Here is a 25,529-nt window from a genome sequence, read left to right on the forward strand (position 1 = left end):
TAGCGATTCATCCGGTGTCCGCATCGATCCGTTGCAAGGGGCGGTGTCAGTGAATGATCCAGCTCAGCAACCACAGCCCCAGCAGCAGCCAGATGATGCCCATGATGATCGATGCATTCATGAACGCCCGGATCGCTGACCACAACAGCATGAGGCCGACAATCAAGGCAATGATGCTGACGATCGACGTGTCCATGCCCAGCGTGCGGGACAACCCTTCGACGAAATTGCTTCCTGCGTTGCTCAGCAGATTGAACAGGCCGCTCAAGCCGTCAACGATAAAGCGGATGACCGAACCGAGTGCCTGGCCGAGCCATTCGAAAAAGCTTTCTACCTGCATGTCATTAACGTCCTGATGTCAGTGGTTGAGCCTTGGGCCACGGATGGGCGCGGCGAGTTCCGTAGCCGGATCGATTGAGTATGGCGCAACAAACTTGCCTTCAGGGGGTTATCCCCCCGAAGCTATACGCCTTCAGGAGAGCCCGATGAACCTTGTTGAACTGACCGAACGCCTGCATGCCATCCGTGACCGCAATGACTGGCGGCAATTTCACAGCCCGAAGAACCTGGCCATGGCCGCGAGCGTGGAAATGTCCGAACTGGTGGAGATCTTCCAGTGGCTGAGCGAAGACCAGTCGCGCCAGCTGCCGGCGGATCAACTGGCCCACGCCGGGCAGGAAGTTGGCGACATCGTGTTGTATCTCCTGCTGCTGTGCAGCGAGCTGGGGTTGGACATGAACGAAGTGGTGCGCAGCAAGCTTGCCGACAGTGAGCGGAGGTTCAGCTGATGAGCGACCGTCATTTCGATCAACTGGCGACCCGCTTCGCCGAGAAAATCTACGGCGGGGCCAAGGGGGCGATCCGCCTGGCGGTGTTGCAGGCCGACCTGGCCGAGGCCTTGCCGGATCGACCGTTGCGGGTGCTCGACATCGGCGCGGGCCTGGGCCACATGTCATTGTGGCTGGCCCAGCGTGGTCATGAGGTCACGCTGGCCGAACCTGCCGAACCGATGCTCGAAGGCGCTCGCCAGCGATTCGCCGAGGCCGGGCAGGCCGCGACATTCATTCAGGCGCCCTGGCAGGACCTGCTCGGCCAGCTCACCGAACCCTACGACCTGGTGCTGTGCCACGCCGTGCTGGAGTGGCTGGCCGAACCCCATGCGATTTTGCCGGTGCTGCATCAGTTGACGCGACAGGGCGGCTGGCTGTCCCTGGCTTTTTACAATCGAGATGCGCTGATCTACCGCAACCTGCTCAAGGGCCACTTCCGCAAAATGCGCAAGAACGACATGGCCGGCGAAAAGCAGAGCCTGACCCCGCAACAACCTCTTGATCCGCGTGAACTGGCGGCGCAACTTGAAGGCCTGTGGCAGGTCGAAACACAGAGCGGGGTCAGGGTTTTCCACGACTACATGCCCGTGGAGTTCCAGGCCCGTGCCGAATTGGTCGACGTGCTGGAAATGGAACTGGCCCATCGACGTCACCCGAGCTTTGCCGGGCTTGGGCGTTACCTGCACTGGATGTGTCGGCCGATCTGATCGGAGTGCGAAATGAAAAGTCGTTCAGGGTTACTGGTGATCTGCCTGGGCCTGGCCGCCTGCCAGGGCAGCAATCCGTATGTGGCGAGTTCGAAGCCTTTGCCGCCGGCGCCGCCACAAGCGGCCACGACGTTCGACCGCAGCGCCTACCCGGCCGCGCCTCGAGACTACGGCCGTTATCGCAGCTGGGCCTGGCTCAATGGCACGCTGCCACCGGGCACGGCGTGGGCCGACTCGGCACAGGTCGCCGAGGCCGTGAGCAATGCCCTGGATCAGCGTGGTCTGCGGCCGCTGCATGACAATCGCCCGGCGGACCTGTTCGTCAGTGCCAATCTGCACCTGGAAACCCGTCTGCGCCAGTATCGGGACGACTATGGTTATTACGGCGGCGGGTATGGTGGCTACAACCGTTACGGCAGCGGTTATGGCCTGTACAACACGGTACCGATCGTGCGGACTTACTCGGAACAGGTCGTGGTGGTGCAGGTGAACCTGTTCGATGCGCAAAACGGTCAGCCGGTGTGGAGCGCCAGTGCCGAAACCAGCAGCAAGAGTAGCCAGAGCGCGCAAGCCGATGCCATTCGGGAGGCTGTGGAAAAAGCCATGTCGGCGTATCCTCCCAGTTAGCTTCTGCAATAAGAAGCATTGCGCAGGTTCATGTCTTCAACCGGAGAATCATCATGTTCCGCCGTCTCGTTCTACTGGTCATGGCCGTACTCCTGAGTGCCTGTGCCGCCAACCAGGTCAATCATGACTTCGATGCCAGCCGCGATTTTGCCGCCTATCGCAGCTGGAGCTGGAAAGACCCCGTCCTGCAATACCGTCCCGATGACCCTCGGATCAAGAGCGACCTGACTGAACAGCGCATCCGCCAGGCGGTCACCGAGCAACTGGACCAGCGCGGCTTGCGCCCGGCGGCGGCAGGCAGCAAGGGTGATGTGTGGGTGCAGACCTATCTGATCGTCGAGGACCGACAACAACAGGTCACCACCAACTATGGCGGCGCCTGGGGCAATCCATGGAATGGCTACTGGGGCGGTCCGATGTACAACGAGACCCGCAACATTTCCTACAAGGTGGCGACCATCCAGGTCGACCTGCTCGACGGCAAGGACGGCAAACTGGTGTGGCGCGGCAGTGACGAACAGATCCTCAGCCGGACACCGAACCCTTCGGATCGCAGCACGGCGATCCAGGATACCGTCAGGAAAATCCTCGCCAACTACCCGCCGCGCTGAACCCAGCCATGAAAAACGCTGGGAGCGAGCCCGCTCCCGGCGTTTTGGCCTGCCTCGAGGTTGTGAAATTAATGACAGCCTTGACTCTGCGACGGACGGTGCAGGCCCGATCGTGACGCTGACTCGATGTCAGGTTCGGTTAGTGCGCACTGGCCACCACTCGCGCCAAAAGTCTGTCTTCATACACGTCAAAGACTTAAAGGTGTGCTCGATTTGTCGGGCTGAAAGTGTCAAACAAGCGGCGATCGGTGCGCTTTGTGCAGCCGCTCTGTTCCGGCGTTTTGAAGTGGATCCAATCGCCGGGCGGTGTATGACAGAGTCGGCAAGTGCGACTACTTTCAAGACAGTAGTTGTACAACCAGTGACGGGTAGTACAGAAAAGGTCAGGCTTTGACCCGGAAAGGAGCTGCAATTGAATAAGTCGGTGTCACCGGTAAAAGTCCTCGTCGTCGATGATCAGCCGTTGATTGTTGAGATGGTCTGCGAATTTCTGGAGGGCAGTGGTTATCGCTGTGTGCCTTGTGAGTCGAGCCAGGAAGCGGTCGAACGTTTCAGCGAGGACGTGGACGTCGGCCTGGTGCTCTGTGATTTGTACATGCCGGGGCTGGACGGGATTGAGCTGGTGCAAGAGCTGCAACGGTTATCCGGCAAACACCGGGTTTTCGAGGCCATCATGCTCACCGGTCACGCGGAGAAGCAGGACCTGATCAAGGCCTTGCGGGCCGGGATTGCCGATTACTACCAGAAACCGGTCAACCTGGCCGAAATGCTCGAAGGGATTCAGCGTCAGGAAAGGGTCCTGCAGGAGCGACAAAAAAATGTGCAGTTGGGGCAGTTGAGCCAGAAGCTGCAGTACCTGTCCGCCTCGATCGATGACTTGTATCAGGACCTGGACAAGATCCGCCACAGCCCACAGTTGCCGGAGGAGGTCGAGGGGGATGCCGGCGACACGGAGGGGGCGGAGATCCCGGCCATCTTCAACCAGTTATCACCCAGGCAGCTGGATGTGGCGCGGCTGGTCGGCAAAGGGCAGACCAACTATCAGATTGCCTGTGAGCTGGGCATTACCGAGAACACCGTGAAGTTGTATGTGTCGCAAGTGTTGCGGCTGACGCACATGCACAACCGGACGCAACTGGCCCTGGCGCTGTCGCCGAGCCGTTCGGGCACGCGCCAGCGGGACACCACGCACTGATCCGACCCCGGTCCCTGTGGAAGCGAGCAGGCTCGCCCCTTCAGGGACAAGCCCCGTCACAGCTGATAACTGAAACTGATGCTGTACCTCGGTTTGCGATTGAACGTATCCAGGGCTTTTTCCGACATCGGTTTGGCTGCCTCGAGCGCAATGTTGTAGTACTTGGCATCACCAAAGCGCACACCCAACGCCGCCGATGAGAGGTCGTTGCCCTTGACCGGCAATTGGTTGAACCAGGTCCTGGCGCGGTCCAGCACCATGTACGGCTGCACAATCCTCAGCCAGTTCGCGTCGCGGTTGAAACTGTAGTTCAACTCGTAGGCCACCCCCCAACCCTTGTCGCCGGATGCCTGGTCGTCGGGGTAGCCACGACCGAAGTTCTGCCCGCCGAACACGGCGCGCTCGCTCTCGGGCAAGCTATCGTCGCTCCAGTACAAGGCGGCGGACACCACACCCTGCCAGTTGTCGAAAAACTTGTCGCTTTGCACCCCCGACAGGCGAACACGGAAGAAGTCCAGGTCCAGGGCGGTGTCGTTGGTGCGCGCGCCCATGCCGTTGATGCCCTGATACAGGCCGCCGCTGAGAATCCGCAAGCGGGTCTGATCGGCCTTGCGCCAGTCGCTTTCCACGGCGACGGCGCGAATGTCGCTGCGTTGCTCCAGGCTCAGCGGCAGGCCGACCACCTGGTAGCGGGTCCTGTCGTTGACCGCATACAGCCGCGCGCCGGCGCTGAGCATCTCGTTGGGGCCGGCAATCAGCGGATGGCTGAAGCCGAGTGAGTAACGGTCGTTTTCCCGGTGCGGCTTGAGCTCCAGCCCGTTGTCCAACGGCACCCGGGTGCCGGGGTCCGCGCGATATCGCGAAGCGGAGAACGCCAGTTGCGTGCCTTCGGCATTGAGGAACTGGTTGTAGTCGAGGCGATAGTAATGCTCGGCGTCATCGCCCGGTGGGAAAAGCCCGCTGAGGCTCAGCTGTTCGCCCATGGCCGTGTGTGAGTTGCTGCTGACGCCGAGCAGCGCCTGGGTGCCGTTGCGGTTGTCCTCGGTGGCGTTCAGGCTGCTGGTGAAGGGCTTGCGGCTGGCCTGCACGGCGAGGTACGCCGCACCGTCGGTGGTGCCCGGCGGCGGCACCTGGGCCTGCAGTGTCACCCCGGGAATGCGGCTCATCAGCGTGGTGTAGCGCTCGAAGGTCTTGCGCGTCAGCGGCCGTTCCGCCTGGAGTCTGGCCACCAGTTTGTCCAGCAGCCCCTTGACCCGTCCGACGTCGCCCTGCAACTGGTAATCCTTGATGTAGCCCTCCACCAGCACCACCCGTGCCACGCCATTGTCGAAGGGTTGTTGGGGCAGGAAGGCATAGGACAGCAGGTAGCCGTCCTGTTGATAACGGCGGGTGATGCTGCGGGTCGCCTCGATCAGCTCGGCGACGCTGCTTTCACGGCCTAGCAACGGTTGATAAAGCGCCGCCAGTTCGCTGAGCGGGTAGATCGTGCCGCCCTCGATCTGCACGGTCCGGAGGGTGAGCCGGGTGCCCATCAGCAAGGGTTGGGCCTGCGTTGCACCGGGTTCCGGCACCTGCAAGGGCGCGGCGGTCGGGCGGTAGGCGTCGGCGGGCAGGTTGGGGACGGGGAGGTTGCGAATCGTGTCGTTGCTGTTGAGAAAGCTGGGAAGCGTGTCTGCGAGGGTGCAGGAGCTGACGGTGAGCAGTAGCAATGACGCCATGACGCGCATAAGACATTCCCTGTTCTATTCGCTGCGGGGTTGATGTCCGGGAATGACGACGCAAGACTGGTGGTGAGTCTTGCGCCGTCAATCAGGATGGGCGCTATCGTTGAGCAGCCGGATGCCAACTAGCGTTTATTGCCCAGCCCTCCGAGCAGACCGCCGCCGCCCGTGCCGCCGTTGACCAACCCGCCCGCGGCAGTGACGGTGTTGCCCAACGAGGTCACGGTGTTGCCCAGCGAGGTGCTGACTGGGTTGGCATTGCCGGCGGCAATCGCACCGCCAAGGTTGGCGACTGCACCACCGGCCTGGCCGGTCAGGCTGGCGACCGGACTGCCGAGGCCGGTGGCGGCGCCGACATTCTGAGTCACGCCGCCGACGGCGCCCACTACCGGGCTCAGCGCTGTGCCGAGGTTGCTGCCGACGCTGGCCAGCGGTGCCGTCGGCCCGAGGTTGGCAACACCGGAACCGCCCAGTGCGCCGCCGACACTGGCAACGAGGTTGCCGCCCGCGACCGCGTTACCGCCCGCTGCGTTGATCACGGTATTGCCGCCGTTGAGGCCTTGGCCAATATTGACCACGGCGCCGCCCACGGTTTCCAGCAAGCCATTGCCGCCCGCGCCTGAACCGCTGCCATTGGCGACCAGGCCGCCGGCCTTGCCAACTGCCGTGCCAGTATTGCTCAGCGCGTTACCCAGGGTGTTGGTCACAGGATTGCCCTTGCCGGCATCGGTGACCTTGTCACCCACGCCATCGACGGTATCCCCCACTTTCTTGATCACACCCTTGAGCGGCTCGCCCAGCCCGGTGGCGTCGCCGACCTTATCGGTGGTGTTTTCCACCATGGCAATGACCGGTACCAGTGCATCCCCGGTTTCCTGGGTGACTGAACCCAGGGGACCCGTGGTGGTGGCTGTGCTCAGGGTGTCGCCGAGCATCGTGACTTTCTGGCCGACGCCATCGAGCACCGGCGCGACGCGAGTCACGACGCCACCGACGACCGGGATGCGGGCGGTGGCCGTGTCGAGTTTGCCACTGACGTCGGAAACGCCATTGCCGACATCCTGTACCACGCCGCCCACCGCCGAGGCGGTGACGCCGAGGCCGTTCGGATCCGTGCCGAGCTTGCCGACACCGTTGGCCAGGCCGTCACCCAGGGTGGTCACCACATTGCCCGCCGTGTTGGCCACGCTTTGCACCACGCCGCCGGCCACTGGAACCGAGCCCAGGGAGTCGCCGATCTGGCCCACGCCATCGCCGAGGCCGCTGACGGTGGTGCCCACATCCTGAACCAGCGTGGTGGTCACCAGTGGCGTCGCCGTTGGCGGGGTCGTGCCACCGCCGCCAGTTCCACCGCCGCCACCCGAACCGCCGCCCGAGCCATCGCTGCCACCACCACCGCCCGCGCCGGCATTGGCCGAGCTGTCGGGTGAGCTGCTGCCGGAACTGCTGTGATGACCGCCACCGCCACTGCTGCAACCGCCCAGGCCCAGGGACAGGATCAGTGCCAGAGCCGTTGCCGATTTACACCACGCTGGATTTTTCATGGAGAGATTCCTTGCACCTGTAACAACGCCGTGGTTTCGATAGCTCGCCGTGACTGCCGGCGATGCTGCCTTCGTCCGTTGTTTACATAAAAGGCGCAAGCGCTCTGGGGCGCCATTCTCCAATTGGTATTAACACCTTGGATAATGACGTGGGGAGAGGGGGCCGGTGCTGATCGTTCCCACTCGGAGCGTGGAAACGATCAAGGATCGGGGGCCTGAAACGTCAGGCGATCGGTCGCCAATGCCCCACCATGTGCTCAAGATCGCCGGCACCCATAAGCTGAAAATCGCCGCTGGACCCGGCTGCACTGGCGAGCAGGAAGACCTCGCTGGGCAGCCTCACCGGTTTACGAAACTGCACCGCGATTTCGATATTTGCCGTCGGCAAATGCTCGGCCAGCGCCGCAAGGGTGCGAGCCTTGATCCACAACCCGTGGGCGATGGCCGTGGGGAAGCCGAACAGTTTCGCGCTCGCGGCACTGAGGTGAATCGGGTTGTAGTCGCCGGACACTTTGGCGTATTGCCGACCGATGTCCGTGGGGGCTTTCCAGCGAGTCACTTCGCTTTGCGCCTGTGAGGTCGTCCATTCGTCCTCGACCGGCTCACCCTCGAGCTTCACCCCGCGACAGAGCATCCGGCTCTGCGCCTCCCACAGGGGCCCCAACTGATCGTCCAGTGTCGTCAGCAGATCGAACGTCGCGCCCTTGGCGTGGGGTTGCAGGTTCTCCACTCGTACGCCGATCCTCACGCGGTTCACCCCTCCCAGGGGGCGCAATACGCTTATCCGGTTGCTCAGGTGAATCAGTCCCAGCAGCGGAAACGGAAAGGCCTTGGCCGTGAGCAATTGCATCTGCAATGCAAACGCCAGGATGTGTGGATAGGTGGGCGGCAGCAGTCCATTGTCGGCGAAGCCGCACACGGAACGGTAGGCGGCCAGGCGTTTGGCATCGACGTCGACCCAGCAACGTAAACCGGTGTCGGGTAATGTGCTGCCCGTGATCTTGCGTCGTGTCGCGGCCCGCGCATACAACCCTGGCAAGCCAGGTTCGCGGTCGAGGGTGTGCCAGTCGGTGATCATATCGTCAGGCCCCCAGAACGCTTTGGCCGCAGACCCGCAGTGCCTGACCGGTGAATGCGCCGGTACCCGGTTGCGCCAGCCAGGCCACCGCTTCGGCCACGTCCTGCGGCAAGCCACCCTGGCCCAACGAACTCATGCGCCGACCCGCCTCACGCAAGCCGAACGGAATGTGCGCGGTCATCTGCGTCTCGATGAAGCCGGGGGCCACCGCATTGATGCTGATTCCACGCTCATTGAGCTGCGGTGCCCAGGCTTCGGCCAGGCCGATCAATCCGGCCTTGCTCGCCGCGTAGTTGGTCTGGCCGCGATTGCCGGCGATGCCACTGATCGACGCCAGCAGAATCACCCGGCCGTTGTCGCGCAAGGTGCCGCTGTCGAGCAGGGCCCGGGTCAGCACTTGTGGCGCGTTGAGATTGACCGCAAGCACTGCGTCCCAGAATTCCGGGGTCATGTTGGCCAGGGTTTTGTCCCGAGTGATGCCGGCGTTGTGCACTACGATATCGATCCCGTCAGGCAGGTGTTCGATCAACTGCGCAGCGGCGTCCTCGGCGCAGATGTCCAGGGTAATGCCGCGCCCACCGAGGCGTGCGGCCAGCGCTTCGAGATCGGTTTTGGCCGCTGGCACATCGAGCACAATGACCTGGGCACCGTCACGGGCCAGGGTTTCGGCGATGGCCGCACCAATACCCCGCGCCGCGCCGGTGACCAGTGCCTTGCGGCCCGCCAATGGCCGCGTCCAGTCCGTCACTGGCGTGTCGCAGGCGTCGAGGCGGATCACCTGTCCGGACACGAAGGCGCTTTTGGGCGAGAGGAAAAACCGCAACGGCCCTTCCAGTTGGTCCTCGGCGCCTGCGCCGACATGAATCAGCTGCAGGGTGCCGCCGCTGCGCAGTTCCTTGGCCAGCGAACGGCTGAAGCCTTCGATGGCACGTTGCGCGCTGGCGGCGAAGGGATCACTCAAGTCCTGCGGCGCGCGCCCGAGAATCACCAGGTGCGCGCTGTGATCGAGGTTTTTCATCAACGGCTGAAAGAACTCGCGCAACTGCTTCAGCGCATCGGTGTGCACCAGGTCACTGGCGTCGAACACCACCGCCTTGAGTTTGGGGCCGTGGCCGGGAATCCACGGGGTGGCCATCGAAGGCTCGGTGCCGTAGCTGTAGATCGCATCCGTCAGGCGGTTGGCGAAAGCGCTGACGTTCTCCGCCAGCGGCCCGCCGCCGATCAGCAGCGCCCCCTCGACCGGCCGCAACCGGCCGGCTTGCCAGCGCTCCAGCCGCACGGGTGACGGCAGACCCAGGGCCCCGACCAGTCGATGGCCGATGGACGAATTGGCGAAGTCGATATAGCGGTCAGACATGGAACGCGCTCCGGTAGCTGGGGTTCAAAGTGTGGACCACGAATGGCAATCGGTCGTTCGATTCCCGAGATAAAGCCTACGCTTGTGCTTTCAGGCGGACGAAACCGCCCTGTGGGAGCGAGCCTGCTCGCGATGGGGCCCTGTCAGCCAACATGGATGTCGCCTGATCAACCGCCATCGCGGGCAGGCTCGCTCCCAGGGGGGAACGCACATTTTTCGATTCAGAAGGAGCTTTTCATGACTCAGTTGCGCCGCGTCGCGATCATTGGCGGTAACCGCATTCCATTCGCCCGCTCCAATGGGCCTTACGCCACCGCGAGTAACCAGGCCATGCTCACCGCAGCGCTCGAAGGCCTGATCGAGCGTTTCAACCTGCACGGGCTGCGCATGGGCGAAGTGGCCGCCGGTGCGGTGCTCAAGCATTCCCGGGACTTCAACCTGACCCGCGAATGCGTGCTCGGCTCGCGACTGTCACCGACCACCCCGGCCTATGACATTCAGCAGGCGTGTGGCACCGGCCTGGAAGCGGCCTTGCTGGTGGCCAACAAGATCGCCCTGGGTCAGATCGAGTGCGGCATTGCCGGCGGGGTCGACACCACGTCCGACGCGCCCATCGGCATCAACGAAGGATTGCGCAGGATCCTGCTGCAAGCCAATCGGGCCAAGACCACGGGCGACAAACTGAAGACCTTCCTGCAACTGCGCCCCGGTCACCTGATCCCGGAGTTTCCGCGTAACGGCGAGCCGCGCACCGGGCTGTCCATGGGCGATCACTGCGAGTTGATGGCGCAGACCTGGAACATTGCGCGCGCCGAGCAGGATCAACTGGCGCTGGAGAGTCATCAGAAGATGGCGGCGGCGTATGCCGAGGGCTGGCACAACGACCTGATGACACCGTTTCTCGGCCTGACCCGCGACAACAACCTGCGCCCGGACCTGACCCTGGAAAAACTGGCCTCGCTCAAACCCGCCTTCGAGAAAAGCGCCAAGGGCACGCTGACCGCCGGCAACTCGACGCCACTCACCGACGGCGCATCGCTGGTGCTGCTGGGCAGTGAGGCGTGGGCCAAGGAACGTGGTTTGCCGGTCCTGGCCTATTTGCGTGACGGTGAGGCCGCCGCCGTGGATTTCGTCAAGGGGGCCGAAGGCCTGCTGATGGCGCCGGTCTACGCGGTGCCCCGCTTGTTGGCGCGCAACGGCCTGACCCTGCAGGACTTCGACTATTACGAAATCCACGAAGCCTTCGCCGCGCAGGTGCTCTGCACCTTGAAAGCCTGGGAAGACCCGCAGTACTGCCAAACCCGCCTGGGCCTCGACGCACCGCTGGGCACCCTCGACCGCAGCCGGCTCAACGTCAAGGGCAGCTCGCTGGCGGCGGGGCATCCGTTCGCGGCCACCGGCGGGCGCATCGTCGCGAACCTGGCGAAGTTGCTCGATGTGGCCGGGAAGGGGCGAGGATTGATTTCGATTTGTGCCGCAGGTGGGCAGGGCGTTACTGCCATCCTCGAACGCTGATCTCCTGGACTGAGACCCCATCCCTGATGTGGCCGCGAGCCTGCTTGCGATTGCGATTTGTCGAGGCCTTGTTGGCGAGGATTCCGACGCTATCGCGAGCAGGCTCGCTCCCACAGTGTTGAACGGACGTTCGACTTGGCTTAACGTCGTCCCCACCAGACACTCAGCGATACAAGGCTCGTCAATGGCGACTAACGGACAGCTTTCCCTGGAGCGCGCCATTCCAGTGCTTGGCGCCTTGCCACGCCCGCTCTATGCCCGGGTAGAAAGCCTCAACGCTGGCTCTTGGACCCCCGCCCATCGCCACGACTGGGTGCAGTTTTCCTACGCAATCAGCGGCGTTCTCGGCGTGCACACCGCCGAGGGCAGCTACTTTGCGCCGCCGCAGTGGGGGATCTGGATTCCGGCGGGGGTCGAACATCAGGTCGTGACCTCGATGCGCGCCGAGATGCGCAGCCTGTATGTGCGCCGCGAAGACTGCCGCTGGGCCGAGGACCGGTGTCGGGTGTTGGAGGTGACGCCGCTGGCGCGGGAGCTGATCAAGAGTTTTTGCCAACTGCCGGTGGAGTATCCACCAGGCGACAGCCCGCAGGCGCGGCTGGTCAGCGTGTTGCTGGATCAACTGGCGAGCCTGCCGGAAGTCGGCTTCTCGCTGCCGTTGCCCCGTCATGAGCGGTTGTTGGCGCTGTGCAACGAGTTGATCGAAACCCCGGAGCACGACGTGACCTTGCAGGAGTGGGCGCAGCGCCTGGGGACGTCGCAGAAGACGCTGATGCGCCTGTTCCAGCGTGAAACCGGCTTGAGTTTCCGGGGCTGGCGCCAGCGCATGCGATTGCTGTCGTCGTTGAGCCTGCTGGAGGAGGGCGGCAGCGTGACCGATACCGCGTTGGCCTGTGGCTATGACTCGACGTCAGCGTTCATAGCGGCGTTCAAGGGGTTGTTCGGCTTTACGCCGGGGGAGTTGTTCCGCCAGTAGGATCGGCGCTGTCTACTGTGGGAGCGGGCTTGCCCGCGAAGGCAGAGTGTCAGTTGTCACACGTATCGACTGGCACACCGCAATCGCGGGCAAGCCCGCTCCCACAGGGAGGATGTCAGGTCTTGAAGCGTCGAACCAACCCGTCCAGTTCACTCGACAACCCTGCCAAACTCTGGGAATCCAGCCGCGCCGAGTTCGCCAGTTCCGCCACCAACTGCGCATCGCCGTGAATCTGGCTGATGTGCCGGTTGATGTCCTCGGCCACCTGGTGTTGCTCTTCCGCTGCCGTGGCGATCTGGGTGTTCATGTCGCGGATCACGTCCACCGATTCGCGAATCTGCCCGAAGCTGCTGCGCGCCTCGCCGATGCGGGTCACCGACTGCTGCGACACTTCCAGGCTCGCGTGCATCTGCTGGGTCACCTCGCTGGTGCGTTTGGCGAGGTTGCCGAGCAGGCCGTCGATTTCCGCCGTGGAGTCGGCCGTGCGTTTGGCCAGCGCCCGCACTTCATCGGCCACCACCGCGAAACCGCGACCTTGCTCACCCGCCCGGGCGGCTTCGATGGCGGCGTTCAGCGCCAGCAGGTTGGTCTGTTCGGCGATCGAACGGATCGTCCCGAGAATCGACTGGATGTCATTGCTGTCGCGCTCCAATTGTTGCATCGACTGCGCCGACTGTTCGATTTCCTGGCTCAGGCGATCAACGCTGTTCACCGCGGCATCGATCTGCTGCTGGCCTTCGCGGGCCTGGCGCTGGCCGCTGTCGGCCGACTCGGCGGCCTGGCTGCAGGAGCGCGCGACTTCGTTGGCGGTGGCGACCATTTCGTGGAACGCGGTGGACACCATGTCCACGGCTTCACGTTGACGACCGGCCGCCTCGGCCATGTCGTGGGAGACCTGGGTCGAGCTCTTGGAGGTGTCGAGGATTTTGCTCGCGGCGCCGCCGATGCTCTGAATCAGGTTGCGAATCGCCGCCAGGAACTGGTTGAACCAGTTGGCCAGTTGCGCGGTTTCATCGCGACCACGGATTTGCAGGCTCTGGGTCAGGTCGCCTTCACCCTGGGCGATGCCTTCCAGGCCGCTGGCCACGCCGCGGATCGGACGTACGATGAGGCTGGCGAAACTGGCGCCGACGATGGCGAAGAACACGGCCAGCACGGCGGCGATGATCGCGATCAACCAGGTCAGTTGGGTGGCCGAGCTCATCACTTCGCTTTGCTTGATCAGGCCGATGAAGGTCCAGCCCAATTGTTCCGACGGCCAGACGTTGGCCATGTAGCGCTCGCCGTTGAGTTCGACTTCCACCAGGCCTTTGCCTGCCTTGGCCAGTTGTGCGTAACCGTCACCGAGGCTGCCCAGGGCTTTGAAGTTATGCTCCGGCTGCTTCGGGTCCACCAGCACGGTACCGGTGTTTTCCAGCAGCATCAGGTAACCCGATTCGCCCAGTTTGATCTGCTTGACGATCTCGGTGAGCTGCTTGAGCGAGACGTCGATGTTGACCACGCCGCCCTGGGCCCCCAGCTGGTTGGCCACGGCGCGCACGGTACTGACCAGCACCGCGTCATCGCCGGCCCAGTAGTAGGCTTCGGTCCGCACGGTCTTGCCCGGGTTGGCCATCGCCGTTTTGTACCAGGGACGAATGCGCGGATCGTAGTTGGACATTTTGGCGTCGCCCGGCCAGAACGCATAACCACCGCTGGCCAAGCCGTAAGACACGTACGAGTAAGCCGGATGGCTGGCGGCCAGGGCCGCGAACAAATCAAACAGTTTGGTGTCGATCTCGGTATCGGGGATCTGCGCGGCGTCAGCGCTGACACGGCTCTTCACGCTGGCGTCGGCCGTCTTGACCAATGGCTGGTTGGCCAGGTACTCGACGTTCTGGCTGATGCCGTCGAAAAACAGCTGCATGGCGTTGCTGACCTGACGAATCTCGCGGCCGCTGCCGTCGACGAAGTCGTCCTTGGCATCGCTGCGCAGGTTCAGCACCACCAGGGTGGCGACCAGTACCACGGGCAAGCAGGCGATGATTGCAAACGCCCACGTCAACTTCTGTTTGATGTTCATCCGCGCTCCATATTTTCTTGTAACCCACGTAGTGCAGAGGACTCGCGGAATTATTGGCAGCCATAAACGGTGTTGTTGATCCCGATCCTGGGAAGCCGTCGTTTTCTATCGAAACGAGTGTCGGACAATTCACTTTGTTACTGATGACTTCGGCTGCCAAGGCGGGAAATTGAGGGTTATCGAAAAAAATCCTACGAATGGAGTCGGGCGGTACGTCAGATCATGTCGCCATTCCCCGCGCATCCCTTCTCCAACAAGTGTTGCGTGCTCGGCTATGATCCTTGGCGGTCGATGGACATCGGCGGAATTTGTCAGGTTTTTCGGCACATTGTGTGCATCTGCAGCGTTCATAGGTCGGCAACCCCTCCCGCCCGGGAAAGGATTGCCGTATAACGAATGACTTTCGCGTGTTTGGTAATAAAGGACCCACAATAAAAGCTGATGAAGACTCCAAAACGCATTGAACCCCTGATCGAGGACGGTCTGGTCGACGAGGTGCTGCGCCCACTCATGAGTGGTAAAGAAGCAGCGGTGTATGTGGTGCGCTGCGGCAATCAGCTGCGTTGCGCGAAGGTCTACAAGGAGGCGAACAAACGCAGTTTTCGTCAGGCGGCCGAATATCAGGAAGGCCGCAAGGTGCGCAACAGTCGGCAGGCCCGGGCCATGGCCAAGGGCTCCAAGTTCGGTCGCAAGGAGGCCGAAGACGCCTGGCAGAACGCTGAAGTGGCGGCATTGTTCCGCCTGGCCAATGCCGGTGTGCGGGTACCCAAGCCGTATGACTTCCTCGAAGGCGTGCTGCTGATGGAGTTGGTGGCCGACGAGTACGGCGATGCCGCGCCACGCCTGAACGACGTGGTGCTGGAGCCGGACCAGGCGCGCGAGTATCACGCGTTCCTGATTTCGCAGATCGTGCTGATGCTGTGTACCGGTCTGGTGCACGGTGACCTGTCCGAGTTCAATGTGCTGTTGACGCCGACCGGCCCGGTCATCATCGACCTGCCGCAAGCGGTCGACGCGGCGGGTAACAACCATGCGTTCAGCATGCTGGAACGGGACGTGGGCAACATGGCGTCCTACTTCGGGCGGTTTGCCCCGGAGCTGAAAAACACCCGGTACGCCAAGGAAATGTGGGCCTTGTATGAGGCCGGCACCCTGCATCCGGGCAGTGTCCTGACCGGCGAATTCGCCGATACGGAAGAACTGGCCGATGTCGGCGGGGTGATGCGCGAAATCGAAGCGGCGCGCCGAGACGAAGAGCGCCGGCAAGCGGCCCTTGCCGCAGACGATGCGCCACCGAACAAAACCGAAGAGCCGCCGCCTCCGTGGATGCAGTGATCGGTTGAGACAGAAAAAAACCGGCTTCGGCCGGTTTTTTTATGGTGGGTGGGTTATGAAGGGGCAACCGCCGCCCGGAGCGCGCCCGTCCCCCCTGTCGAGCGCCTTCCAATCTGGGAGCGGGCCGGCCGCGAGCACGGCCTGACAGCCAGCACGTCTGTTTCAGGCTGGCACCGATGAATCACAACACCCCGACGCCAGATTCTTCAGGATTGGGCAGTCCGGCCGGTGATCGCCCTGACAATGCTCCACCAGGTCCTGCAGGGTGTCGCGCAACTGGCCCAGCTCGCGGATTTTCTGCTCCAACTCATCGATGTGCTGACGGGCCAGCGCCTTCACGTCCGCACTGGCACGCTGGCGGTCTTGCCACAGGGCCAGCAGTTTGCCGACCTCTTCCAGGGAAAACCCCAGATCCCGCGAACGCTTGATGAACGCCAGCGTGTGCAAGTCGTCATCGCCGTACAGCCGATAGCCGCTGTCGGTGCGATGGGCCGCCTTGAGCAAACCGATGGACTCGTAATAACGGATCATCTTCGCGCTCAGGCCACTTTGACGGGCTGCTTGGCCGATGTTCATCGGTCATCCTCCAGGTCCTTGGGTTTCCAGGTTTTCAACAGTAGCGCATTGCTCACCACGCTGACGCTCGATAACGCCATTGCCGCGCCGGCCAACACCGGGTTGAGGAAGCCGAACGCGGCCAGCGGGATGCCGATCAGGTTATAGACGAAGGCCCAGAACAGGTTCTGCCGGATCTTCGCATACGTCTTGCGGCTGATTTCCAGCGCCGCCGGCACCAGGCGCGGATCGCCGCGCATAAGGGTGATCCCGGCCGCGTGCATGGCGACGTCGGTGCCGCCGCCCATGGCAATGCCGATGTCGGCGGCGGCCAGGGCCGGGGCGTCGTTGATGCCATCGCCGACCATCGCCACCACCCCGGTTTTTTTCAGGGCCGCGACGGTGGCGGCTTTGTCGGCTGGCAGCACCTCGGCGTGGACATCCTCGATGCCGAGCGCTTCGGCGACCACTCTGGCGCTGCCGCGGTTGTCACCGGTCAGCAGGTGGCTGCTGATCTGGCGCCGGCTGAGTTGTTGCACCGCCTGCAGTGCGCCGGGCTTGAGGGTGTCGCCAAACGCGAACAGGCCCAGCACTTGCGGTTGTGGCGATTGCGCGATGAGCCAGGACAGGGTGCGGCCTTCGTTTTCCCAGGCACTGGCGGAATCTGCCAATGGACCGGCATTCAAGCCACTGTCTTCCAGCAGGCGCCGATTGCCCAGCGCGAGCCGACGGCCCTGGAGGGTGCCGGCGATGCCGCGTCCGGTCAGCGATTGACTGTCGCTGACGTCCGCCACGGTCAAGCCGCGTTCGGCACAGGCGTCCAATACCGCTTTGGCCAGCGGGTGTTCGCTGCCGCGTTGCAGGGCGCCCGCCATTTGCAGCAGGGCGGTTTCGTCCGCGTCAACGGCGGTCATGTGAGCGATGCGCGGAGCGCCGGACGTCAGTGTGCCGGTTTTGTCGAACACCACCGCGCTGACTTCATGGGCGCGTTCCAGGGCTTCGGCGTCCTTGATCAGAATCCCGTGGCGCGCGGCCACGCCGGTGCCGGCCATGATCGCGGTCGGCGTGGCCAGGCCGAGGGCGCACGGACAGGCGATCACCAGCACCGCGACGGCGTTGATCAACGCGGTTTCCAGCGGCGCGCCGTACAGCCACCAGCCCACCAGGGTTGCCAATGCGAGCAGCAGGACCGCCGGCACAAACACCTGGCTGACTTTATCCACCAGTTTCTGGATCGGCGCTTTCGCCGCCTGGGCGTCCTCCACCAGCCGGATGATGCGCGCCAGTACGGTTTCCGCCCCGAGGGCCTGGGTACGTACCAGCAATCGGCCTTCGCCATTGATGGCGCCACCGGTCACCTTGTCGCCGGGCTGTTTCGGTACGGGCAGGCTCTCACCGCTGATCAGTGCTTCATCGGCGTGGCTCTGGCCCTCGACCACTTCACCGTCCACCGGAAAGCGCTCACCGGGTTTGACCAGGACCAGGTCATCGAGGCGCAAGGCGCTGATGGCGACGTCCTGTTCACGGCCGTCGATCACCTGCACAGCGCGCTCCGGGCGCAGCGCTTCAAGGGCGCGGATGGCACTGGCGGTCTGGCGCTTGGCGCGGCTTTCCAGGTATTTGCCCAGCAGCACCAGAGCGATCACCACTGCGGACGCTTCGAAATACAGGTGCGGCATGCGTCCGGCGGCGGTGGCCCACTCATAGAGGCTCAGGCCGTAGCCGGCGCTGGTGCCGAGGGCGACCAGCAAGTCCATGTTGCCGGCACCGGCACGCAGCGCTTTCCAGGCGGCCACATAGAAGCGCGCACCGAAGATGAATTGCACCGGGGTGGCCAACGCGAACTGCACCCACGCCGGGAGCATCCAGTGCACACCGAACGGTTGCAGCAGCATCGGCAACACCAGCGGCAGGGCGAGCGCGATCGCCAGGATCAACGCCCAGCGCTCACGGTGCAGGTGCTGCTGTTGCGTATCGGTCTGCGGTTGTTCGGGCTGCCAGACGCTGGCGCTGTAACCCGCCCTGGACACCGCATCGATCAGGGTTTGGGGGGCGACCTGCCCAAGCAATTCGAGGTGGGCGCGTTCGTTGGCCAGGTTGACGCTGACGCGCCTGACACCCGGCACCTTGCCCAACGCCCGTTCGACTCGACCGACGCAGGAGGCGCAGGTCATGCCGCCGATGCTCAGTTCCAGGTTGTGCTGCGGCACGCTGTAGCCCGCTTGTGCCACGGCCTCCACCAGCGCCGGCAGGCTGTCGCCCGGCGCCTGCACCCGAGCCTGCTCGGTGGCCAGGTTGACACTGACCGCCGTGGCGCCAATGACTTTGCTCAAGGCACGCTCGACACGCCCGGCGCAGCTGGCGCAGGTCATGCCGGCAATCGGCAGATCGAAAGTGATGGATTCGGACATCGGTCGCGCTCCCTGTAGAAGATGCCTACAGGATCAACCTTGCCATGCGGGCAAGGTCAAGCGCCATGTTCCAGATCAAATGCGGCGTCAGTAATCCAGGGCTGCCTGCTTCAGGTACATGCCTTCCTGGGTCATGGCGATCCGGTACTTCAACACGTCACCGGCCTTGAGCGTAATGACCTGCGAGCCCGGCGCGAGCATTCCGGGGTTGCAACCCGGCGCCTGGCCGGGCAGCAGTTTGAGGCGCAGCGAGACATCGCCCGGCGGCAGGTTGAACGAGGTGCTCTGTTCCTGGAACAGCCGCGCCGACAGTTGATCCTGCAGGTACACGCCGATTTCGCAACTGGTCGACACTTCCAGGCGCTCGCGGGAAATGATCAGGACGCCGTAATCTTCACCGGCAGCAAGGGCCGAGGGCACGGCGGCGGAAAGGCTGAGCAAGCCAAACAGGCTGAAAGCTGACCAGCGCATGGCTGAATCTCCTGAGTTCGAGTCATTGATGCTCGCAGCTTGGCCGAGCGCGGCGCCGATTGCCAGCCCGGCAGCGAATCTCAGAACTTGACCTTGCCATGGTGGAAAGGTCGAGGCTGTGCGCAACCTCATCAAAAGGAGTCATTGCATGCAAGTGTTCAACGTTCAAGGCATGTCTTGCGGCCATTGCGTCAAGGCCATTACCCAGGCGCTGCAGGCGAAGGATCCCGCAGCCAGCGTGCGAGTCGACCTGGCGGCGAAGGAAGTGGGCGTCGAAAGCGCATTGACCGTCGATCAAGTGATCGCGGCGATCAGTGAAGAAGGCTATGAAGTGAAAGTCGCCTGAACACTTCCCTGTGGGAGCCAGTCCCGGTCAAGGGTATTGATATTGACTGATGCCCGCGCAATCGCGAGCAAGCTCGCTCCCACAGTGTTTTGCTTCCATTCAGCAGGTTTTTAATAGTTAGCGAGCTATCGGAATGTTCAAGGCGGCCAGGCACGGCTAGACTGTCGGGCTTGCTGACCTCAGTCCCACTGGATGCCTGATGAACCTCCGTACCATTTTGATACTCGGCGCCCTGAGCGCTTTTGGGCCGCTTGCGATCGATTTCTACCTGCCGGCCTTCCCGGCGATGGCCCTGGCGTTCGGCACCGATGAACAGCACGTTCAACTGACGCTGGCCGCGTATTTCCTCGGTCTGTCCATCGGCCAGCTGGCGTACGGCCCGGTGGCGGATCGTTTCGGCCGGCGGGTGCCATTGCTGACGGGCGTCGGCCTGTTCACCGTCGCGTCCCTGGCGTGCGCCTATGCGCCGAACCTGGAGTGGCTGATGGGCGCGCGCTTTGTCCAGGCATTGGGTGGCTGCGCCGGCATGGTGATCTCCCGGGCGGTGGTCAGCGACAAGTGTGATGCCGTGGGCTCGGCCAAGGTCTTTTCCCAACTGATGCTGGTCATGGGCCTGGCGCCGATTCTCGCGCCGATGCTCGGCGGATTGCTGGTCAACACCACGGGCTGGCAATCGATTTTCCTCGCCTTGACCGGTTTCAGTGCGATGGCGGGGCTGGCAGTGGCGCTGGGGTTGCCGGAAAGCATGCCCGCGCACCTGCCGCGTCAACCGCTGTCAGGGGCGCTGCGCCAGTACGGTCGCCTGCTGAAGGATCCGGTTTACCTGGGCCACGCCCTGACCGGTGGCATCGCCATCGCCGGGATGTTTGCCTACATCGCCGGTTCGCCGTTCGTTTTCATCAAGCTCTACGGGGTTCCGGCCGAGCACTTCGGCTGGTTGTTCGGTACCAACGCGGCAGGCTTCATTCTGGTGGCGCAGGTCAACGCACGCCTGCTGGCCAAGCGCGGGCCGGCGTATCTGCTGGTGCGCACCGTTTGGATTTACCTGGCGGCGGCCCTGACGCTGTTGGCTGTCAGCTCGCTGCACACCGAGCAATTGTGGCCGCTGTTGGTGCCGCTGTTCATCTGCATCTCCAGCCTCGGTTGCATTCTGCCCAATGCTTCGGCGTGTGCCATGACCGGGCAGGGTGCGCGCGCCGGCAGTGCGTCGGCGATGCTCGGTTGCCTGCAATTCAGCGTCGCCGCCGGGGCCGCGTCGCTGGTGGGTGTCTTGTATGACGGCAGCGCGATGCCGATGGCCATGGTCATCAGCCTGTGCGCGATTCTGGTGGTGAGTGCGGCGATGCTCACCCGACGTCTGCAAAATGCCCGGGCATTGGCGCAAGCCCAGGTCTGAGGAGGCCTCAGCCAGCAGCTCGGTGCTGGTAGACGGGGATCGGGTGAGGGGCTTGCAGGCGCGCTTCGAGGGTGCGGGTAAAGGCGCGGGCTTCGGCTTCGGTGCGGAATGTCACGGCGTGTTGATCCAGGCGGACCTGCCACTGGGAATGTGCCAATTCTTTTATCAGGATCTTCATTGCTGACCTCCTCGGTTAAAAGATTGCATCGCAGAGGTCACGATTGTAGACCCCCGTGCAATCAAAACCATGACAACGATCAACCTTCGGACTGACGGCGTCGCCCTGGCGGGCGACGCGTGTTTCAACCTGTTTCAGAAGCCTTCGAGCACGATCTTGCCCTTGGATGTTCCGCTTTCCAGCAGCGCGTGGGCGCGTCGCAGGTTGGCCGCATTGATGCTCCCGAAGTGCTCGCCGACCGTGGTTTTCAAGGTCCCGGCGTCGATCAGCCCGGCGACCCGGTTGAGCAGTTTGTGTTGCTCGATCATGTCCGGGGTTTCGAACAGCGAGCGGGTGTACATGAACTCCCAGTGCAGCGACAGGCTCTTGCGCTTGAGCTTGGTCACGTCCAGGGCCTTCGGGTCATCGATCAGCGCGAGCTGGCCTTGCGGCGCCAGGGCTTCGACCAACTGGTCCAGGTGATGATCGGTCTGGGTCAGGCTGGCGACGTGGGTGACATTCGCAACGCCTGCGTTTTTCAGGGCTTCGCTCAACGGCTGGCTGTGATCGATCACCAGGTCGGCACCCAGTTCACGGACCCAGCTCTGGGTTTGCGGTCGCGAAGCGGTGCCGATCACCGTAAGGCCGGTCAGTTGGCTGGCCAACTGCGTCAGGATCGAACCCACCCCGCCGGCCGCGCCAACGATCAGCAGGCTCTGGCCTTCATCGGTTTTGCCTTCGCGCACTTGCAGGCGTTCGAAGAGCAATTCCCACGCAGTGATGGCGGTCAGCGGCAGGGCGGCGGCTTCGGCGAAACCCAGGGTCTTCGGCATGTGGCCGACGATGCGCTCGTCCACCACGTGCAATTCGCTGTTGCCGCCAGCACGGGCGATCGAGCCGGCGTAGAACACCTTGTCGCCGGCCTTGAACAACGTCACTTCGCTGCCGACCGCCTTGACCACACCGGCGACGTCCCAGCCCAGCACTTTGGGCGCACCACCTTCAGGCTGGACGTTCTGGCGGACCTTGGTGTCCACGGGATTGACCGAGATGGCTTTGACTTCCACCAGCAGATCGCGCGGGCCGGCGACCGGTTCTGGCAATTCGATGTCCTGCAGGGATTTTTCGTCGCTGATCGGCAACGAGGCGTAGTAGGCGATGGCTTTCATGAGGGATTCCTGAGCAGTAGTAAAAAGAAGGGTCAAACCAGGGCGCGCAGGCGCTTGAGGTCGAAGTGTTCGATCAGCTCGCCGGCCGAGGCACGAAAATGCTGGATGTGGGCGCTGGCATCATGGGCCTGCAGCGCTTCGTCGCTGCTCCATTGTTCAATCATGTAGAAAGCCAGCGGGTTGGCCAGGTCCTGGTGCAAATCGTATTGACCACAGCCGGCTTCGGCGCGGGTCGGTTCCAGCAGGGTGCGCAAGTGCTGCTCAAGTGCGTCCTGCTGGCCAGCTTTGGCAATCAGCGTGGCAATGGCGGTGAAAGGCTGCGACATGTTCGGCTCCGTGAGCAGGTTGATTGCGATGGGGCAGATGATTGGCTATTTCTCTGCAAGATAAAACCCGCTAAAAGAGCAGTCTCTTTCAATATATTTTTGATAATTGGGGCTTGAGCCATGTTGCGTTTCGATGACCTGCAGCTGTTTGTCCGGGCGGCGGACCTGGGAAGCCTGTCGGCGGCCGCCCGGGGCATGGACATGTCGGCGGCGGTGGCCAGTGCCGCGTTGAAGCGCATCGAGCAGCAACTTGGCGCCCGGTTGCTGGCTCGATCCACACGCAGCCTGCGCCTGACCGCCGAGGGCGAAGGGTTCCTCGAGTATGCCCGGGCCGCGCTGGGCAACCTGGACGAAGGCCGCCGCTTGTTGGCCCGTGGCCAGGATCAGGTCAGCGGGGTGCTGCAGTTGTCGGCACCGTCGGATTTCGGGCGCAACCTGCTGCTGCCCTGGCTGGACGAGTTTCAGCGCGAGCACCCGAAACTGACCGTGCGTTTGCTGTTGGGCGATCGTATCGCCGACCTGTTTCGCCAACCTGTGGACATTGCCCTGCGTTACGGCGAGCCGGAAGATTCGAGCCTGGTGGCGTTGCCCATCGCCCCGCAGAACCGACGTGTGTTGTGTGCCGCGCCGAGTTACCTGGCCCGGCATGGCGAGCCGCGCCAACTCGAGCAACTGGCGCAGCACAATTGCCTGCTGTACATGCTCGGCAGTCGGGTTCATGACCACTGGAGTTTCCACGACGGCAAGCGCGAAGTCAGCCTGACGGTCAGCGGTGACCGCTTCAGCGACGATGCCGATGTGGTGCGCTTGTGGGCGCTGTCGGGCGCGGGGATCGCCTACAAGTCATGGCTCGACGTGGCCGCCGATGTGCTGGCCGGTCGCTTGAAAGTGCTGATGCCGGAGCTGCTCTGTGAGCGTGCACCGCTGAATCTGCTGTGCGCCCATCGCGCACAATTGAGTAAGCCGGTGAACCTTCTGCGGGAAATGCTTGCCAGCCGATGTACTCGTCTGGGCGGTCAATTTCCCGGGTTGGCGGGGGCTGATCATTAGTCGCCGGAAAATAGCGAAATTTCTCTCAGGATCAATCACCACCAATGGTTTCCGGGGGGCAGGAACCGGCGATCAACGCGCTTATACTAGCGCCGCCTCATGTGCGCAGCGTCGAGCTTGCCATGGCGAGTCCGCGTCCGAGCCGCCCGGCTCTGCGGTCAATCACCGGTCTTTGCAAGGTCTGCGAAGCCGTGGCTTGGGTGAGTGGATGGCTCTGCCCGGTTTATGGCGGTTTCCACGTCTTGGCCGACGACACATTACTGGTCAAGATATCTCTGAGCAGTAGACGAAACGATTCAACAGGGAGTGAATACATGGAACATGCACCTTGCATCAGCCAGATTGCCACGTTGCTGTCTGACCCAAAGCGCAGCGCAATGATGTGGGCCTTGATGGACGGCGCGGCGCGACAGACCGAAGAGCTGGCATTGCTGGCCCGCCTGTCGCCGTCCTCGGCCAGTGCGCACCTGGGGCGTTTGTCCGCCGGAGGTCTGTTGAAAGTCGAAACCCGTGGCCGCAAGCGGTTCTTCCGCCTGGCCGCGCCCGAAATCGGCGCTGCGATCGAAGCGCTGGCCAGTGCAACGATTGCCAGTACCCCTCGGGACATTCCCGACGTGTTCAAGCGCAACACGACCCCTATCCCGATACGCCAGGCGGCACCTTCGTCATTATTGCGCGCCCGGCTCTGTGACGATCATCTGGGCGGCACGCTGGCCGCCGATCTCTACCAGCGCCTGCTGGACGCAGGCTGGATCGAGCAGTTCGATCATCGGGTGTCGATCACCCACAAGGGCGCGACGCAACTGGCCAATCGCGGGGTGTTCGTCCAGGCATTGGCGTACAGCACCAGCAAGGCGGCCTGTGCCTGTCCCGACTGGAGCGAAAGACGTCCGCACATGGGCGGTTCTCTGGGGGCGGCGCTGTTGCAACTGTTCATGCAGTCCGGGTGGCTGAGCCTGCCAAACGATTCCCGCGCCTTGCACATCACCTCGGCAGGGCAGCGTGAAATCCACCGCTTTGCCAAGGAAACCGAACTGGAAATGGCGTTGTAGGCGCAAGGCGGGAGCGGCGGCGAAGACTCGACTCGCTCGCTCCCACACCGGCTTAGGGTTTGACCAACCGGGCGTCCAGGCTGTTTTGCGCCAGGCGTTTGGCCTGGTCCTGGGTCATGCCCAGATCGGTATACAGCGCGTGGAAGTTCTCGGTCACGTAACCGCCGAAGTACGCCGGGTCATCCGAGTTCACGGTGACCTTCACGCCACGCTCGAGCATGTCGAGGATGTTGTGCTGGGACATGTGATCGAACACGCAAAGCTTGGTGTTGGACAATGGGCACACGGTCAACGGGATTTGCTCGTCGATGATCCGCTGCATCAGGCGCTCGTCTTCGATGGCGCGCACGCCATGGTCGATACGCTGGATTTTCAGCAGGTCGATGGCTTCCCAGATGTACTCCGGCGGGCCTTCTTCACCGGCATGGGCGACGGTCAGGAAACCTTCGTGGCGGGCACGGTCGAACACGCGCTGGAACTTGCTCGGTGGGTGGCCCATTTCCGAGCTGTCGAGGCCGACGGCGACAAACGCATCGCGGAACGGCAGCGCCTGATCCAGGGTTTTCTGGGCTTCGTCTTCACTCAGATGGCGCAGGAAACTCAGGATCAAACCACTGGTGATGCCCAGTTGTTGCTCGCCATCCTTCAACGCGGCGGCGATGCCATTGAGCACCACTTCAAAGGCAATGCCACGGTCGGTGTGGGTCTGCGGGTCGAAGAACGGTTCGGTGTGAACCACGTTCTGCGCCTTGCACCGCAGCAGGTAAGCCCAGGTCAGGTCGTAGAAGTCCTGCGAGGTGCGCAGGACGTCGGCGCCCTGGTAGTACAGGTCGAGGAACTCCTGCAGGTTATTGAAGGCGTAGGCCTTGCGCAGGGTTTCGACATCGCTCCACGGCAGGGCAATCCTGTTGCGTTCGGCCAGGGCGAACAGCAGCTCGGGCTCCAGCGAACCCTCGAGGTGCAGGTGCAGTTCTGCCTTGGGCAGGGCGTTGAGCCAATCGTACATAGTTGAAATCTCATCAGGTGCAATGGCGGCAT

General features: G+C 63.0%; 25 protein-coding genes and 1 pseudogene. 12 read left to right on the plus strand and 14 right to left on the minus strand.

Going from position 1 to position 25,529, the window contains the following annotated elements:
* Positions 1–46 precede the first annotated feature (46 nt).
* The gene (locus tag IB249_RS21985; protein ID WP_192307807.1) at positions 47–340 is read right to left on the minus strand and encodes a hypothetical protein; all 294 of its coding nucleotides are present in this window, start codon (positions 338–340) and stop codon (positions 47–49) included.
* 145 nt (positions 341–485) lie between these two features.
* On the opposite strand from IB249_RS21985, the gene IB249_RS21990 reads away from it, so the two are divergent.
* From IB249_RS21990 to IB249_RS22010, 5 genes are all read left to right on the plus strand, one after another.
* Positions 486–788, plus strand: a complete 303-nt coding sequence (locus IB249_RS21990; protein WP_192307808.1) for a MazG-like family protein — start codon at positions 486–488, stop codon at positions 786–788.
* A complete protein-coding gene (locus IB249_RS21995) occupies positions 788–1,537 on the plus strand; it encodes a methyltransferase domain-containing protein (RefSeq protein ID WP_192307809.1) in 750 nt (249 codons plus the stop codon). Before IB249_RS21990 ends, IB249_RS21995 begins: the two co-directional genes overlap by 1 nt.
* Before the next feature lie 12 nt (positions 1,538–1,549).
* Positions 1,550–2,164, plus strand: a complete 615-nt coding sequence (locus tag IB249_RS22000) for a DUF4136 domain-containing protein (protein WP_192307810.1) — start codon at positions 1,550–1,552, stop codon at positions 2,162–2,164.
* A gap of 53 nt (positions 2,165–2,217) precedes the next feature.
* Positions 2,218–2,775 (plus strand): DUF4136 domain-containing protein, encoded by a 558-nt coding sequence (locus IB249_RS22005; RefSeq protein WP_192307811.1) that lies wholly within the window; start codon positions 2,218–2,220, stop codon positions 2,773–2,775.
* 412 nt (positions 2,776–3,187) lie between these two features.
* The gene (locus IB249_RS22010; RefSeq protein ID WP_192307812.1) at positions 3,188–3,970 is read left to right on the plus strand and encodes a response regulator transcription factor; all 783 of its coding nucleotides are present in this window, start codon (positions 3,188–3,190) and stop codon (positions 3,968–3,970) included.
* A gap of 56 nt (positions 3,971–4,026) precedes the next feature.
* Here IB249_RS22010 and IB249_RS22015 read toward each other — a convergent pair whose 3' ends face one another.
* From IB249_RS22015 to IB249_RS22030, 4 genes are all read right to left on the minus strand, one after another.
* Complete coding sequence (locus IB249_RS22015; RefSeq protein ID WP_192307813.1) at positions 4,027–5,697, minus strand: ShlB/FhaC/HecB family hemolysin secretion/activation protein; 1,671 nt, start codon at positions 5,695–5,697, stop codon at positions 4,027–4,029.
* A gap of 119 nt (positions 5,698–5,816) precedes the next feature.
* The gene (locus IB249_RS22020) at positions 5,817–7,235 is read right to left on the minus strand and encodes a collagen-like triple helix repeat-containing protein (RefSeq protein ID WP_192307814.1); all 1,419 of its coding nucleotides are present in this window, start codon (positions 7,233–7,235) and stop codon (positions 5,817–5,819) included.
* Positions 7,236–7,458: 223 nt separating this feature from the next.
* The gene (locus IB249_RS22025) at positions 7,459–8,313 is read right to left on the minus strand and encodes a MaoC family dehydratase (RefSeq protein WP_192307815.1); all 855 of its coding nucleotides are present in this window, start codon (positions 8,311–8,313) and stop codon (positions 7,459–7,461) included.
* 4 nt (positions 8,314–8,317) lie between these two features.
* The gene (locus IB249_RS22030) at positions 8,318–9,670 is read right to left on the minus strand and encodes a 3-oxoacyl-ACP reductase (RefSeq protein WP_192307816.1); all 1,353 of its coding nucleotides are present in this window, start codon (positions 9,668–9,670) and stop codon (positions 8,318–8,320) included.
* Positions 9,671–9,907: 237 nt separating this feature from the next.
* Between IB249_RS22030 and IB249_RS22035 the strand changes: the two genes are divergently transcribed.
* Positions 9,908–11,185: an acetyl-CoA C-acetyltransferase gene (locus IB249_RS22035; RefSeq protein ID WP_192307817.1), complete on the plus strand. Its 1,278-nt coding sequence runs from the start codon at positions 9,908–9,910 to the stop codon at positions 11,183–11,185.
* Positions 11,186–11,369: 184 nt separating this feature from the next.
* Positions 11,370–12,161: an AraC family transcriptional regulator gene (locus IB249_RS22040; RefSeq protein ID WP_192307818.1), complete on the plus strand. Its 792-nt coding sequence runs from the start codon at positions 11,370–11,372 to the stop codon at positions 12,159–12,161.
* Between the two features lie 115 nt (positions 12,162–12,276).
* Here IB249_RS22040 and IB249_RS30260 read toward each other — a convergent pair whose 3' ends face one another.
* Together IB249_RS30260 and IB249_RS30265 are read right to left on the minus strand one after the other, a co-directional pair.
* The gene (locus IB249_RS30260; protein WP_412548023.1) at positions 12,277–13,044 is read right to left on the minus strand and encodes a methyl-accepting chemotaxis protein; all 768 of its coding nucleotides are present in this window, start codon (positions 13,042–13,044) and stop codon (positions 12,277–12,279) included.
* Positions 13,045–13,134: 90 nt separating this feature from the next.
* Positions 13,135–14,223, minus strand: a pseudogene (locus IB249_RS30265) (cache domain-containing protein); the annotation flags it as partial.
* Positions 14,224–14,664: 441 nt separating this feature from the next.
* Here IB249_RS30265 and IB249_RS22050 point away from each other — a divergent pair.
* Positions 14,665–15,558, plus strand: coding sequence for a PA4780 family RIO1-like protein kinase (locus IB249_RS22050; RefSeq protein ID WP_192307820.1), 894 nt, complete (start codon positions 14,665–14,667; stop codon positions 15,556–15,558).
* A gap of 162 nt (positions 15,559–15,720) precedes the next feature.
* Here IB249_RS22050 and cueR read toward each other — a convergent pair whose 3' ends face one another.
* From cueR to IB249_RS22065, 3 genes are all read right to left on the minus strand, one after another.
* A complete protein-coding gene (cueR, locus tag IB249_RS22055) occupies positions 15,721–16,134 on the minus strand; it encodes a Cu(I)-responsive transcriptional regulator (RefSeq protein ID WP_192307821.1) in 414 nt (137 codons plus the stop codon).
* Positions 16,131–18,524, minus strand: coding sequence for a heavy metal translocating P-type ATPase (locus IB249_RS22060; protein ID WP_192307822.1), 2,394 nt, complete (start codon positions 18,522–18,524; stop codon positions 16,131–16,133). Before IB249_RS22060 ends, cueR begins: the two co-directional genes overlap by 4 nt.
* An 87-nt stretch (positions 18,525–18,611) precedes the next feature.
* Positions 18,612–18,995, minus strand: coding sequence for a hypothetical protein (locus tag IB249_RS22065; protein ID WP_192307823.1), 384 nt, complete (start codon positions 18,993–18,995; stop codon positions 18,612–18,614).
* 148 nt (positions 18,996–19,143) lie between these two features.
* On the opposite strand from IB249_RS22065, the gene IB249_RS22070 reads away from it, so the two are divergent.
* Together IB249_RS22070 and IB249_RS22075 are read left to right on the plus strand one after the other, a co-directional pair.
* Entirely contained in the window at positions 19,144–19,341 is a 198-nt protein-coding gene (locus tag IB249_RS22070; RefSeq protein WP_192307824.1) for a cation transporter, read from the plus strand.
* A gap of 199 nt (positions 19,342–19,540) precedes the next feature.
* Positions 19,541–20,737 carry a multidrug effflux MFS transporter gene (locus IB249_RS22075; RefSeq protein WP_192307825.1) on the plus strand — a complete coding sequence of 399 codons (1,197 nt, stop codon included), beginning with the start codon at positions 19,541–19,543 and terminating at the stop codon, positions 20,735–20,737.
* Between the two features lie 7 nt (positions 20,738–20,744).
* On the opposite strand, the gene IB249_RS22080 is transcribed toward IB249_RS22075, so the two are convergent.
* The 3 genes from IB249_RS22080 to IB249_RS22090 form a co-directional block, all read right to left on the minus strand.
* On the minus strand, positions 20,745–20,915 hold the full coding sequence (locus IB249_RS22080; RefSeq protein ID WP_192307826.1) for a hypothetical protein: 171 nt from the start codon (positions 20,913–20,915) through the stop codon (positions 20,745–20,747).
* A 134-nt stretch (positions 20,916–21,049) separates the two neighbouring features.
* Entirely contained in the window at positions 21,050–22,063 is a 1,014-nt protein-coding gene (locus IB249_RS22085) for a zinc-binding alcohol dehydrogenase family protein (protein WP_192307827.1), read from the minus strand.
* A gap of 32 nt (positions 22,064–22,095) precedes the next feature.
* Positions 22,096–22,389: a putative quinol monooxygenase gene (locus IB249_RS22090; RefSeq protein ID WP_192307828.1), complete on the minus strand. Its 294-nt coding sequence runs from the start codon at positions 22,387–22,389 to the stop codon at positions 22,096–22,098.
* Positions 22,390–22,509: 120 nt separating this feature from the next.
* Here IB249_RS22090 and IB249_RS22095 point away from each other — a divergent pair, with 120 nt between their 5' ends.
* Both IB249_RS22095 and IB249_RS22100 read left to right on the plus strand, forming a co-directional pair.
* On the plus strand, positions 22,510–23,439 hold the full coding sequence (locus IB249_RS22095; RefSeq protein WP_192307829.1) for a LysR family transcriptional regulator: 930 nt from the start codon (positions 22,510–22,512) through the stop codon (positions 23,437–23,439).
* A gap of 314 nt (positions 23,440–23,753) precedes the next feature.
* Complete coding sequence (locus tag IB249_RS22100; protein ID WP_192307830.1) at positions 23,754–24,491, plus strand: ArsR/SmtB family transcription factor; 738 nt, start codon at positions 23,754–23,756, stop codon at positions 24,489–24,491.
* A gap of 52 nt (positions 24,492–24,543) precedes the next feature.
* Here IB249_RS22100 and IB249_RS22105 read toward each other — a convergent pair whose 3' ends face one another.
* Positions 24,544–25,497: an adenosine deaminase gene (locus IB249_RS22105; protein WP_192307831.1), complete on the minus strand. Its 954-nt coding sequence runs from the start codon at positions 25,495–25,497 to the stop codon at positions 24,544–24,546.
* Positions 25,498–25,529 lie beyond the last annotated feature (32 nt).

Origin of the sequence: Pseudomonas sp. PDM04, from assembly GCF_014851765.1 — a bacterium.
Classification (GTDB): Bacteria; Pseudomonadota; Gammaproteobacteria; order Pseudomonadales; family Pseudomonadaceae; genus Aquipseudomonas.